This is a genomic window from Candidatus Nitrosotalea sinensis, assembly GCF_900143675.1.
Classification (GTDB): domain Archaea; phylum Thermoproteota; class Nitrososphaeria; order Nitrososphaerales; family Nitrosopumilaceae; genus Nitrosotalea; species Nitrosotalea sinensis.
On the sequence record NZ_FRFC01000005.1, the window covers coordinates 163668 to 176968 of the forward strand.

Here is a 13301-nt window from a genome sequence, read left to right on the forward strand (position 1 = left end):
TATTATTTGTGACTACATAAGAGCAGAGAGAGACAGGTTAGTCTTTTACAATTATCATTGTAAGGGTGGATTTTATTCCATCTAGTTTGCGTACCTGTGTGGTTATTGCTTCCCTCAATGTTTCCATAGAATCAGATTCCAACACCATCAAAACATCATACACTCCATACACTGGATACACCTCTTTTACATGAGGAATTTTTTTTATCTCATTTACAATAGTGGTCTCTTTCCCAAGTTCTGCATTAATTAGGACAAATGCACTATGCATGAAGTGACTGCATACGTCTAGAATAAAAACAAATTGAAATTGTTCAAAAAAGCTAGCAGTAAGCTCAAAAAATTCATCTAGCTAGAATTAATAAGGTATATTACCGTACTATTACCGTAATATGAAGCCCAGAATGACATACATATCAGTAGAAGTAGCAGACCACTTTGCGGATTTTATCATAAAAAGAGATGAGCAGATACTTGATGCCGTGAGGACCCGCGCACGAGATTTTAGTACGATATCCATTCTCAAGCTGCTATACCAACTAAGGGGCAATCCTATGACATTCTCAGACCTGTATGTCAAGTCAAACATACGAATGAAACGATCATTTCTTAATTACCTCCATCTTTGTATGTCGTACAATTTTATCAAAAAAGAGCCAAGGGGATCAAACATGGTTTATTCAATTACAGACAAGGGAAGAACCATGCTAGATCTATTCATGCAGAAAAACAATTGATGACATAATTCTTTTATTATAATCAGATAGAGCAAAACCATTGGCAATAACTTACAAGGATGCAGGAGTAGATATTAAAAAAATAAAGAAGAGCCAGGCAAGCATTGGCAGCATCATAGCATCAACCCATAGATTACAGAAAAAGGCAAAGACAATGTCTGGATTTGGCCATTATGCCGGAATTGTCCAGATACCTGGAGGAACACTACTTGCCACACATACAGACGGTGTTGGAACAAAAGTAATAATCGCGCAGATGATGAAAAAGTACGACACGGTAGGAATTGACTGTGTAGCAATGAATGTAAACGACATAATATGCACAGGTGCAACACCAATATCTTTTGTTGATTACATTGCAGCAAACAGAAATGATCAAAACATATTCAACAAAATAGTTAGAGGTCTAGTCAAAGGTGCATTAGATGCACAGGTACCAATAGTAGGTGGAGAGACTGCAATCCTCCCAGATCTCATATCAGGGAAAAATTTTTCATTCGACCTTGCAGGTATGGTAGTAGGCATTCTTGACAAAAAAGAGATGATCCTTGGCAACAAGATAAAACCAGGAGACAAAATCATAGGAATTAACAGTAGTGGATTGCACTCAAACGGATACTCACTTGCACGCAAAGCACTATTGAAAAAACATTCCATACATGACAGAATCAAAGGCATAGGAGTTTTAGGAAATGCACTGTTAGAGCCTACCAAGATCTATGTCAAGCCTGTTTTAGAATCAATTAAAGAGTGCAAAATTCATGGCCTTGCACACATTACAGGAGGCTCTTTTACTAAATTATTGCGACTCAAAAATACAGGATTTGTTTTAGACAACTTACCACCCACACCCGCCATATTCCAGGCAATCGAGGATCAAGGAGTAGAAAAAGATGAAATGTACAAGACATTCAACATGGGAATTGGGCTATGTGTCATATCACCAAAAGAAGAATATTACAAGATTAACAGAATCTTCAAAAAACACGGGTTTGTGACAAGGGAAATAGGTAAGATCATAGAAAAGAAAGGGGTCTACATCAACAAGACAAGGATAGCATGACATGCAAATGATCTTCAGATTAGGATTTAATACCCAAATCAATCCAAACACAATGTGCAGATAGAGACTACATTTGAGGACGCGTGTAAAGAGATATGCAAGAACCTCCTTGCTATATCAAGTCCTACAAGTAATGATGTAAAAAAGCAAGTCAAGAAAATATGTACAAAATATTCACTCGAGCGAATTCCTAGAAATTATGAGATACTCGCGTCTGTGACAGGATCAGAATATATAAAATTACAAAAGGCATTGGTAAGAAAACCAGTCAAGACGGCTTCAGGTGTTGCAGTCATTGCATTGATGCCAAAACCATATGCGTGTCCACATGGCAGATGTACCTATTGTCCTGGAGGAATTGAGTACAATTCCCCAAATAGTTACACAGGAAGGGAACCATCCACACAAAATGCAATCTTAAACAATTATGATCCAAAAAAACAAATCTTGAACAAACTTGAGCACTTGATTGCATATGGTCATGACAGTACCAAATTAGAACTTGTCATAGTAGGCGGGACATTTCTTTTCATGCCACGAGACTATCAAATTAATTTTATAAAATCATGCTTTGATGCGTTAAATGGATTTGATTCTCCAGATTTAGAATCAGCCAAGAAAAATAATGAAAAGGCAAATTTTAGAAATGTTGGATTCACCATAGAAACCAAGCCTGATTATTGTAAAAAAGAGCACGTAGATTGGATGTTAGAATACGGTGTGACCAGGGTCGAGATAGGAGTGCAAAGCCTTCATGACAGAGTATACAAGATAGTAAACAGAGGGCATTCATACAATGATGTGGTAGAATCGTTTGAAATCTCGAAAAATGCAGGATATAAAATTGTGGCCCATATGATGCCTGGCCTTCCCTCAATGACTCCAGAAGAAGACATTGCTGATTTTAGAAAGTTATTTTCAAATCCTCAGCTACGGCCAGACATGTTAAAGATATACCCAACCCTAGTACTTGAGGATACGCCACTTTATTCCATGTACAAGGACGGGAGATACACACCATATTCAGATGATGACATGGTGCAAGTTTTGACAGAGATAAAAAAAATAATTCCAAGATGGGCAAGAATAATGAGAGTCCAAAGAGAAATATCATCAGATCAAATAATTGCAGGGCCAAAGCTTGGCAACCTAAGGCAAATAGTTCAGCAAAATCTACGAAAACAGAATGTGTCATGCAAGTGCATAAGATGTAGGGAGGCAGGACTCTCAGACAACATAATGAACATAGATGACATCAAGATGCACCGAGAAGATTATGAATCGTCAAGAGGAGACGAGGTCTTTTTGTCATATGATGATTCAAATGACAAGATATTTGGATTTTTAAGACTCAGAATACCCGGCGGCAACATTCACAGAGCTGAGATTTCCGACAACACATGTATTGTTCGAGAACTTCACGTATATGGAAAATCATTAAAGCTTGGAGAGAGAGAACAGGACAGTATTCAACACTTGGGATTAGGAAAAAACCTAATGAATGAAGCTGAAAAGATTTCATCAGAAGAGTTTGATGCCAAGAAATTACTTGTAATTAGTGCAGTGGGCACACGAGAATACTATAGAAAACTTGGTTATACCCCTCTTGGTCCATACATGTCAAAGGATTTGAGATAATGGAAGAAGAGCAAATAACAATTGGCAGAGGAACGTGGATAGACAAACTTGCAGATGAACTTGTGCAGAGAGAAAAAACCCTTGGGAGAAAAATGGACTTGCTAAGAGTGGAAAGCGGTCTTGGGGCATCAGGCATACCACATATCGGGAGCCTTGGAGATGCAGTACGAGCATATGGCGTAAAACTTGCTCTTGAAAATTTTGGATACAAATCTGAATTGATTGCATACTCTGATGACCTTGACGGTCTCCGTAAAATTCCAGAAGGATTGCCAGAGTCTCTAAAAGAACATCTTGGCAAACCAGTATCATTTATCCCAGATCCATTTGGGTGCCATGACTCATACGGACTACACATGAGTAGCATACTCTTAGATGGGCTGGACAAACTTGGAATCAAATACAAGTTCCAGCGAGGTGTAGATACTTATCGAAATGGATTGCTAAAAGACCAGATTCACACAATACTGACAAACAGCCAGAAAATTGGTAAAAAAATAGCAGAGATGGTAGGACAAGAAAAATACCAAGAGACCCTACCATATTTTCCGGTGTGTGCAAATTGCGGCAGACTGTATACAGCAACATCATATCAGTACATTGCAGAAGAAAAAAAGATCAAGTACAGATGCATCGATGCAACCATAGGCTCAAAGCAACTCAAGGGGTGTGGACATGATGGAATAGCAGACATTACAAAGGATTTGGGCAAGCTTCCATGGAAGGTAGAATTTGCTGCAAGGTGGCACGCATTTGATATTAGATTTGAGGCATACGGTAAGGATATTATGGATTCAGTAAAAGTAAACGATTGGGTGGCAGAAGATATTTTGAATTTCCCTGCACCAACTCATGTAAAATATGAAATGTTTCTTGACAAGGGCGGAAAAAAGATATCAAAATCACTTGGAAACGTCCTGACATCACAGGCATGGCTCAGATACGGAACCCCAAAAACAATTCTATTGTTGCTTTACAAGAGAATTACAGGAGCTAGAGAGGTTGGAATTGATGATATTCCAAGCCTCATGGAAGAATACAATGAACTTGAGAACATCTACTTTGGAAAGACCAAGGTGGACAATGTTGCCAAGCTAACAAGATCTAAAGGATTGTATGAATACGTCAATCTGTTAAATCCTCCAAAGTCACCAGCCCCATATGTTAACTATAGGCTTTTAATTCAACTCTGTAAGATATTTAGAGAAAATAGAATTGCACTTGTCACCAAGAAACTTGTAGAATACGGTACAATAAAAGAATCAGGCCCAGAGATTGAAAATTTGATAACACTTGCAGGAAATTATGCCGATGACTATGACAACCCGACAAAAGTAGAAGTCCAATTAGACAACATCTCAAGACAAGCACTAGGCCAACTTGTAAAAATACTTGGTTCAGAAGATGAACCTTCAGATCTGCAAAATACGATATATCAGATTGCAAAAGATAGTGGAATGCAACCAAAAGACTTGTTTAAAATGTTATACCAGATAATACTTGCATCAGACAGAGGTCCCAAGATTGGACCGTTGATACTTGACATTGGGCGAAAAAAAGTGGCCGACTCTATTACAGGATACCTCTAAAATATGGCACACAGTGAGCACAACAGGCCAAAGGGTAGCGGAGTAATACTCATCGCAATTGGAATTTTAATATTCTTTTTTGCACCAAGATATTATACAAAAGATCTTGTGGGTGGCATGGTCATCATGGTACTTGGATTTGTGCTAGGCGGAATTGGTTTTTACCTTGCCTTTTTGAAGAGACGAACGTAAATTTCAGACAAAAAGGAATACTTTTCTTACCATATGACAGAGTTTTCTCATGGGACTCTTTGGACGCTCAAAAAAGGACATCGAGGAAAAAATAGAAGAGAGCACACCAGTACAGACAGAAAAAGAATCTCATGAGATTTCAGACCTGAGAAAAGAAATTCAGGATGCTGCAGTAATGTTAGAATCATATTCTCATGAATTAGAAAAAACAAAGACTGAACTTGAGGCAGTCACTGCAGAAGCAAAAGCATTACGAGAAGAGGCAGAGTCTGCAAGGTCAGACATACAGGCAATGAAAACAGAAAGAGAATTGGTGCAAAAACAGATAAAATCTGCAAAAGAAGAGCTTGAACTTTTAAAATCCCAATATTCCCAAACAGAGATAGATCAGGTAAAACGACAGATAAATGAGGTAAAAGAAGAACTCTCAAAGATATGTTATGCAAAAGAGATAGAGGTAACAGAGTTAGAGTCCATAAGATCAACAATAAATTCTGCCAAAGAGGAGCTTGAAAAAATAACCAAGTCACGTGAAAACCAAGAGCGAGAGATAGAAGCATTGGAGGCCCAGAAAGAGATGAAGAAAAAAGAGATATTCCTATCAAAAAAAGAACTTGAGTTTATCGAAACACAACTTGCAAGTGTTGGAAGAAACGAAGATACAAAGAAAATTGTAGAGGCAGCAGGGGCAGTTGCAGCATCCATCAATGCAAAATACGAGGCAACAAGAAAAGAATTGGAAATAGTCAAGATTGCATTAGCAAGGACAAAAGAAGAATACGAGGAGAGCAGAAAAGAGATAGAGAGTTTGAAAAATAAATCCAGTGCTAAAAACATGACAGTGTGATGGCACCATTAAAGACATCCTTTTAAGATATGACACACATACAGGTTTGTGAACGAAGCCTTTGTTCTTTTAAATGTCGATTATAAACATCAGCAAAACATAATCGATGCAGCTAAAAAAATCCCAATAGCAAAAGCGGTAAAAACAACTTATGGTGTGTATGATGTTTTGGTAATTTTGGAATCAAATAACATGCAAGATATCAAAACTGCAATAGACGTGGATTTGCACAAGATCAATGGCATAAACAACATCACATCTCTTATTGCAGTAAACTAAATTGGCTCAAGAATATGAGATCATCATAGTAGGAGGAGGCCCAGCAGGATTATCTGCTGGCATATTCATAGCAAGACAAAAGGTGTCATGTCTCTTGATTTCAAAGGACTTGGGTGGGCAGCTAAATTTAATTCCGAAACTTGAAAATTATCCTGGTACCATAATGTCAAGTGGTCCCCTTCTTGCAAAAACCCTTGAGAATCAGTTTCTCATGTTTGGTGGAGAGATGGCATACGATACTGTTGAAAAAATCGACGAGTCAGAATCTGGTTTGATTGTAAAAACTACAAGATCAGAATACAAGGCAAAAGCAGTCGTTGTCTCACCAGGAAAAGTTCCAAATAACCTCGGTGTTGAAAATGAATCCAATTTTGTAAACAAGGGAGTGCACTATTGTACAAAATGTGATGCTCCATTTTATCAGGGAAGAACAACCGCAGTTATCGGTGTCGGAGCATATCTTTTAGAATCTGGAATATTACTTTCAAGAATGGCATCAAAGATTTATCTAATTTACAAGGGAGGGACACTGGCAGGAGACAAGGAGATGATATCAGCAATAGAAAAAAAAGAAAATATCGAGCTTGTTCCTCAATCCTCAATCAAATCCCTTGCAGGAGGAAACAATTTACAAACAATTACCATATTGAGTAATTCAGGTCAAGAAAAAACAGTAAATGTGGACGGATTGTTCATAGAAATGGGTTCAAAGATAAACTTGGATTTTATCAAACATTTGGTAAAGATAAACACCAAAAGTGAGATAGAGATAACAAGTGACGGAAAAACATCTCATCCTGCAATCTTTGCTGCAGGGGATGCAACAAGTATACCATACAAGCAGATTGTGGCTGCATGTTCAGGAGGAGCAACTGCTGGTCTTTCAGCATTTAACTATGTAGAAAAGCTCAAGGGCAAGCCAGGCATACGAGCAGATTGGAAAAAGACAATCGGCGATACAGTATTTCACTATTAATCCAGGATTTTTGATTTTTTCAACTGTTTGTACAATACAAGAGATAACATTACAGATGCACATGATATTATGGTGGCAGTAAGAAAGATCAGGTTGTACGAATCAGAGGTAGGAAACGTACCGGAAATTCCAGGAAGTGATGTCTTGTTGGTTTGCATATACATTGCTGCTATTGCAGGACCCACTGAAGCACCAACTATTCTTATCAGCGTACTCATTCCAAGGGATGCGCCAACATCAGTTTTTGGAGTAGAGAGCATTATCACATTCATAGCTCCCACATTTGTAAGAGATAGACCTGTTGACAATACTGCAAGGTTGACAGAGACTAGCAACTCAGTAGAGTGATTGAGATACAAATTTGTAAAGCCTATTGCGCTGATGATACTTCCTGCGATTATGGGTTTTATTGAGCCAAGCTTTGATATGATAAAACCAGAGGTTGGTCCAAAGATCAAAAGCACAATTGCAAATGGTAATTGTACATTAGTTGTCATCAATGGATTTTCTCCAAAGCCTAGCGGTGTAGGGCTTCGTATGAGTACAGGTATTGTTTGAAATACCATAAACATGGACAATCCTACAATCATCACCATAATGTTTGCAGGCAGAATTATTTTGTTTGCAAGTATTTTCAGATTTACAAGTGGTGCACTTGATCTTCTTTCTATCATTATGAATAACACCATGTAGACAATGCCAATTGTTACTACTCCAGGTATAGTAACTAGATTGGATGAATCATTGTTTTCAACCATTGTCAATGCCATTAAAAATGCGCTAATTGAAATTGCAAGCGTTATTGCCCCTTGTACATCAATTTTGTTTTTAGATACATTGATACCATTTAGTTGAAGATGTGAATCATCCACGTGTATAAATCGCATAATTATCACCAATAATGACAATACAATTGGTATTATAGAGAAGAAAGTAGCGTGCCAGCCAAAGTTTTGTATCAGATGGCCTCCGGCAACAAGTCCTATTACAGCACCTGCGGCAAACATTGAGGTTATTATGCCCTGGCCTATTGCAAGCTTGCTTCTGGGAAACAATTCCCGGATTATCCCAAAGGCTATTGGAAACATCGACATTCCTATCCCCTGAATGATGCGTATTGCAAGCATTTGATAGATATCAGTTACAAATCCTCCAAGTGACACGCCAAGTGCATATATTCCCATTACAATGAGCAAGATCTTTTTTCTTCCATAGATGTCAGAGAGCTTACCTGTAATTGGAGTCATTATTGCACCTGCAATCAGATAAGTAGTCAAAATCCAAGAGGACATACCATAAGATATGTGGAAATCTTTGATAAGATCAGGAATTGCTGGAACTAGCATCGTCTCTGCATACATGACCATTGTTGCAATTAGACTCAGAATTGCAAGTGTCTTCCATGCAGAAGAAGGGATTTTTTCCTGAAGACCATCAGTGTTTGATTGCGAAATTTTCATCTTATCCAGTCCTATTGGATTTTTTTGTCTGGATTGCGTCAAGTTCTGAAAAAGTCATCAAGTTTTTTGAAATTTTGCGTAACGTTTCAAGTGTTATCCGTACCTCATCATCAGAGATATTTTTTGTAGAAGATTTGCGTATCTTGATGGCACAATCCATCATAGACTCCCACAGTGAATCAGACTTTGGCATCAAGTAGATACGGTTTGCTCTCCTATCATTTGAATCTGGTTTTCTTTTGAGCAAGTTTTCCTTTTCCATCTTGTCAATGATTGGAACAAGTGTAGCACCTTCGATTCCCACCTTATCTGCCAATTCTTTTTGCGTTAGGCCTGGTTGAGTCATCAATGCCCAGACTACACGCCACTGGCTAAGCGTAACTCCAACATTTTTTCTCAATTCTACATCAAAAGAGCGTTGAAACGCCTTTGCAGTTGCATTAACGACAAACCCAATGCTGTTTTCAAAATCATATCTAGTCATATTTAGTATACTGATGATTAGTATACTAACGATATAAATCTTGATGGTGACTATATCGATTTGCTTATATCGACTATAGACTTGAGATGGCACATGGTCAAAGAACCAAACGTAGTAGGAGTAAAAGTACTAGAACAAAATGGTGTAAATGTAAAAGAACTGATAAAGGCACTAGTTTACAATGCATCAGTAGAGTTTACTGCATACTATTACTTCACAAATCTTAGAGCTCATTGCGTGGGCATGGAAGGCGAGGCACTAAAGGGAATAATTGAAGATGCTAGATTAGAGGATTTGAGTCACTTTGAATCCTGCTTGTCAAGAATCTACGAACTTGGTGGAAAACTCCCACTTGATGCGCAAGAATTTATCAAGATGTCAGGTTGTGAATTCTTACAACTTCCGACAAATCCGATAGACACAAAAGCAATCTTGGAAAAATGCCTCAAGGCAGAACAAGGGGCAATTGTGAACTGGAACAAGGTTTGTCTTATGACACATGGAAAAGATCCTGCCACATATGATGTTGCAAAAGATATTCTAAGAGAAGAGATTGAACACGAGGCATGGTTTTTGGAATTACTTTATTCAAGACCATCAGGTCACATGAGAAGAAAATTCCCCGGAGAAAGGCCTCATACCCAGAAACATTCACGAGCTCTGGGATAAACACTTTCTTTTTGTACACATAATAGGAAATTAGATAAGTTCAGTACTTGAGTGAATAATTGTCAGTACATGATAATGATAATTTGTGGCCTTCCAGGAGTTGGAAAGAGTACATTAGCAAACAAAATTGCACCAAGGATTAATGCAGTCATCTTGTCTTCAGACAAAATTAGAAAAGAGATATTTCAAAATCCAACATATTCAGCATTTGAAAGAAAATTAGTTTATGACATAATGACAATTATTGCAAAATACCTCAATGATATAAGAATAAGTTGTATTTTAGATGCAACTTTTAACAAGGAAGAATCAAGAGTTACCATAAAAGAAAAACTAGGTCTGGAGGACAGAGATTTTCAAATCATAGAATGTACCTGTCCTGAAAACATAGCAATATCAAGATTAGAATCTCGTAAAAACGACTATTCAGATGCAACTAGTGAGATATATTATAAAATGAAAAAGATCTACGAACCTGTTAGTTTACCACATATTACAATAGATACAACGATACCCATAGAGACAAACATAGAAAAAGTTCTAAAATACATCCAGTAAATCAGAACAAGGCGCATTATGGAAGATCATCAGATGTGGAGGTACAATACTTGTGGACCCATTTTCCTGAAGGGCTCTTTGCTATCTCTTCACCAGATCTGATTTGTGCATTACATTCCGAACATACAGTCTTGAATTTTGCTTTCATTACATCATTACAACATGGTAATGCTAGATAAACCATCTAAAATGTAACTAGATGATCAACTAGGTCAGATCAGTACAACATATACCTTTTATCCGACTTGAATGAGATTCCACATTCAAAAACATATCAATAAAAGCCCAGAATATCCCAACAGTCTCTGGTGGAACTTGTCTACATCTAAAAATGTCACATGCCTGTTTTTTGCATTTGCTTTAGTTTTGATCATGTCACATCCTGCATATGCCTTGCAAAGCAGCATGATAGACCCGAATTTGCAGATAACATTGGATTATCCTGATACAGTAAAACCTGGAGAAAACCTTGTCATATCAACAATAACAAAGGCAACATCAGACCAGATCTCAAACATAACCCTTGCAGTATCATCCCCTGGACTATACACGACAAACAATACTTGCAGTCTTGCAAAACTTGCAAAAGATTCCACCTTTGGTAATAACTTTGAAATGAAAATAAAAAATGACATGCCAGATGGAACCTTTGTCGTCAACATGCAGGCAACATATTTCATCAAAGGCTTGTTTGATGCAAATCCAGTCAAGGATACATTTGCACAGGCTTTTAGAATAAGCGTTCAATCAAGTCCAATCATAAGTTTTGATATCCAATCTCCTAGCAACGTATTCTCAGGAGAACCATTTTCCATAAAAGGTACTGTGAAAAATCAGGGTGCTACGGCTCAGAATTTACAGATCGTTGTATACTCTCAAGATGTCAATTTAGATGGTAGAAAATCATTGTTGTTATCAAGTCTTGATTCTGGAAAAAGTTCTGATTTTGAATTTATTGTGAGCACCCCAAAAGATCTTGACATACCAACTCATGCAACAATTTACATCAATGGAACATATCTTGACGAGTCCAACAAGACGCATTCAATACAAGATTCCATTAGCATGTTTGCAAGACATAGAGGAATGATGGAAATTGGAGATGCAAATGGCATATGGCTTGGTGACTTTTTCATAGCACCTGTAGTAGGCGTCGGTACCATTGTATCAAGTGCCATAGGCTTTTTCATATTCTTGTGGCACTATAGAAACAAGAAGAAATCAAAAAAGACAAAGAAAGCAAAATCATAGCACCACCCTTAAATTACCTGTGAGATTGGTCCAGTTTGACACAACATGGTAAAGCCAGTAATTTATGGCGCAATAGGCGGAGGAGTTGCAGTTGCAATAGCAGTAATTGTGATATTTGCAATTCATCCTGCCACTGAGCAATATGCATTGACTGTAGAACCAAGAACCGAGATGGTCATGGGAGTAGGAAATGTTGTTCGCGTCTATGTACAAAACACAGGTTCTTCGCCTTTGACAAATGTCAAGATAGACTATGGGACAACCTCTGACACTTTACCAGTTTTGAACCCAGGAGAGCATCCAATGTTTTCTCCACCAGAGGGTACAAAGATGGTTACAGTGACAAACGATCAAGGAATAACTGTAATGAAATCTTTGACAGATTCAATGCAATAAATCAAAAATTAATTTATTTTATTATTTTAGACCTATTTTCAAATACATAATGTCAAAAGATGGGAAATAGAATTATTGTGATTTTTCTATTTCCACTATTTGATATTCTTCAGGGTTTTCTTCTTTCAATCTTTGAAAGTAGATTTCTTCATATGGCATTTTGTAAACTTGAAAAATTCCTATTTAAAGAAAAGATTCATCAATGTTATCAGTAGGGGTCAAAATTTCACAACATGTTTTAGACTTGGAAATGAGTTTTAACAGGGAGACTATCAGAAAAAACATGGCTGAGCAAGCCGAAATTGACAAGATAAAGAAGAAGATAGACAAGAACGAACACAGTCTGCAAACCAAGATTAAGAAACTACAAAGTATTTGGGAAGACACAGGTCTTGACCCAAAAGACCAGTCATACTTGATAGAAAAGACAATGAGATTTGAAATGGCACAGACAGAAATTGGCAGTGTCTTTTCTTTGTTTGGAGAGATAATAGAAGAATACAAGAAATTATGTAAAGAGCTTGAAAAGTTAGAAGAATAAGCAGGTAGTTTTTTACTTTATTCTGTGGCATTAAGAGACAGAGTCAGAGATTAGAAAATCAATCAGTATATCTAATTGTATAATGCATGCCAGATTCAATCTCTCGCACAGTTTGCACCAGATTATCAATGTCAAAGGGTTTGTAGATTACAGCATTTGCCCTAAGATCCTCAATTTGGTCTGCAGTGTCTTGTGAGAGGTCTGTAGTTACCATAACTACTACTGCCTCTGGATTTATTTTTCTAATCATTGAAAGAGCATAAATTCCGTCAGCTTCAGGCATTATTACATCAAGAAATGTAATGTCAGGATGAAGTTTCTCATAAAGTGCTACAGCTTCTTTTCCATTATTTGCAGTTCCGATAACTTGGAATTTCTTTAATTCCAATAGTTCAACAAGCAATGACAGAACATCATGATTATCATCCACTACAAGAACAGTTTTTAAATTTCCAATATTTTTCATATAGTTAGGTGTACCGTATTCTCTATTTAAGGGGTTTTTAGGCTCCATATTTACTGATCACAGGGAAAAATGGCCGAAATATAAAGCGGATCTTCGATACAATAAGGCATTTAAGGGAAAACTAGGGGTGAAATTCACCAAAATTGATATATTAC

18 protein-coding genes are annotated in these 13301 nt (G+C 37.3%); 13 read left to right on the forward strand and 5 right to left on the reverse strand.

What is annotated here, in order from left to right; translation table 11 throughout:
* Positions 1–37: 37 nt before the first annotated feature.
* A complete protein-coding gene (locus NSIN_RS08440; RefSeq protein WP_101010773.1) occupies positions 38–271 on the reverse strand; it encodes an Lrp/AsnC family transcriptional regulator in 234 nt (77 codons plus the stop codon).
* A 121-nt stretch (positions 272–392) separates the two neighbouring features.
* Here NSIN_RS08440 and NSIN_RS08445 point away from each other — a divergent pair, with 121 nt between their 5' ends.
* The 8 genes from NSIN_RS08445 to NSIN_RS08480 are packed head-to-tail and all read left to right on the forward strand — an operon-like array spanning position 393 to position 7321.
* Positions 393–737, forward strand: a complete 345-nt coding sequence (locus NSIN_RS08445) for a hypothetical protein (RefSeq protein ID WP_101010774.1) — start codon at positions 393–395, stop codon at positions 735–737.
* Positions 738–777: 40 nt separating this feature from the next.
* Positions 778–1800, forward strand: a complete 1023-nt coding sequence (gene purM, locus NSIN_RS08450; RefSeq protein WP_101010775.1) for a phosphoribosylformylglycinamidine cyclo-ligase — start codon at positions 778–780, stop codon at positions 1798–1800.
* A 54-nt stretch (positions 1801–1854) separates the two neighbouring features.
* Positions 1855–3438, forward strand: a complete 1584-nt coding sequence (locus tag NSIN_RS08455; protein ID WP_101010776.1) for an elongator complex protein 3 — start codon at positions 1855–1857, stop codon at positions 3436–3438.
* Entirely contained in the window at positions 3438–5027 is a 1590-nt protein-coding gene (lysS, locus tag NSIN_RS08460; protein WP_101010777.1) for a lysine--tRNA ligase, read from the forward strand. Before NSIN_RS08455 ends, lysS begins: the two co-directional genes overlap by 1 nt.
* Before the next feature lie 3 nt (positions 5028–5030).
* Positions 5031–5219 (forward strand): hypothetical protein, encoded by a 189-nt coding sequence (locus NSIN_RS08465; protein ID WP_101010778.1) that lies wholly within the window; start codon positions 5031–5033, stop codon positions 5217–5219.
* A gap of 49 nt (positions 5220–5268) precedes the next feature.
* Positions 5269–6066 (forward strand): hypothetical protein, encoded by a 798-nt coding sequence (locus NSIN_RS08470; protein ID WP_101010779.1) that lies wholly within the window; start codon positions 5269–5271, stop codon positions 6064–6066.
* A gap of 48 nt (positions 6067–6114) precedes the next feature.
* Positions 6115–6345: an Lrp/AsnC ligand binding domain-containing protein gene (locus NSIN_RS08475; protein ID WP_101010780.1), complete on the forward strand. Its 231-nt coding sequence runs from the start codon at positions 6115–6117 to the stop codon at positions 6343–6345.
* A 1-nt stretch (position 6346) separates the two neighbouring features.
* Positions 6347–7321 (forward strand): NAD(P)/FAD-dependent oxidoreductase, encoded by a 975-nt coding sequence (locus NSIN_RS08480; RefSeq protein ID WP_101010781.1) that lies wholly within the window; start codon positions 6347–6349, stop codon positions 7319–7321.
* On the opposite strand, the gene NSIN_RS08485 is transcribed toward NSIN_RS08480, so the two are convergent.
* Positions 7318–8823: an MFS transporter gene (locus NSIN_RS08485; RefSeq protein WP_101010782.1), complete on the reverse strand. Its 1506-nt coding sequence runs from the start codon at positions 8821–8823 to the stop codon at positions 7318–7320. The genes NSIN_RS08480 and NSIN_RS08485 overlap by 4 nt on opposite strands.
* Positions 8783–9265, reverse strand: a complete 483-nt coding sequence (locus NSIN_RS08490; RefSeq protein WP_101010783.1) for a MarR family winged helix-turn-helix transcriptional regulator — start codon at positions 9263–9265, stop codon at positions 8783–8785. The genes NSIN_RS08485 and NSIN_RS08490 overlap by 41 nt, the downstream gene beginning before the upstream one ends.
* 93 nt (positions 9266–9358) lie before the next feature.
* Here NSIN_RS08490 and dps point away from each other — a divergent pair, with 93 nt between their 5' ends.
* Entirely contained in the window at positions 9359–9934 is a 576-nt protein-coding gene (gene dps, locus NSIN_RS08495; protein ID WP_101010784.1) for a DNA protection during starvation protein, read from the forward strand.
* A gap of 69 nt (positions 9935–10003) precedes the next feature.
* Positions 10004–10492, forward strand: coding sequence for an AAA family ATPase (locus tag NSIN_RS08500; protein ID WP_101010785.1), 489 nt, complete (start codon positions 10004–10006; stop codon positions 10490–10492).
* Positions 10493–10508: 16 nt separating this feature from the next.
* Here NSIN_RS08500 and NSIN_RS09700 read toward each other — a convergent pair whose 3' ends face one another.
* Positions 10509–10640, reverse strand: coding sequence for a hypothetical protein (locus NSIN_RS09700; RefSeq protein ID WP_281259602.1), 132 nt, complete (start codon positions 10638–10640; stop codon positions 10509–10511).
* A gap of 167 nt (positions 10641–10807) precedes the next feature.
* Between NSIN_RS09700 and NSIN_RS08505 the strand changes: the two genes are divergently transcribed.
* The 3 genes from NSIN_RS08505 (at position 10808) to NSIN_RS08515 (ending at position 12680) form a co-directional block, all read left to right on the forward strand.
* Complete coding sequence (locus NSIN_RS08505; RefSeq protein WP_218192581.1) at positions 10808–11743, forward strand: CARDB domain-containing protein; 936 nt, start codon at positions 10808–10810, stop codon at positions 11741–11743.
* A gap of 45 nt (positions 11744–11788) precedes the next feature.
* Positions 11789–12139 carry a hypothetical protein gene (locus tag NSIN_RS08510; RefSeq protein WP_101010787.1) on the forward strand — a complete coding sequence of 117 codons (351 nt, stop codon included), beginning with the start codon at positions 11789–11791 and terminating at the stop codon, positions 12137–12139.
* 283 nt (positions 12140–12422) lie between these two features.
* Positions 12423–12680, forward strand: coding sequence for a hypothetical protein (locus NSIN_RS08515; RefSeq protein ID WP_133124130.1), 258 nt, complete (start codon positions 12423–12425; stop codon positions 12678–12680).
* Between the two features lie 58 nt (positions 12681–12738).
* On the opposite strand, the gene NSIN_RS08520 is transcribed toward NSIN_RS08515, so the two are convergent.
* Entirely contained in the window at positions 12739–13146 is a 408-nt protein-coding gene (locus NSIN_RS08520; protein WP_165775295.1) for a response regulator, read from the reverse strand.
* Positions 13147–13301 lie beyond the last annotated feature (155 nt).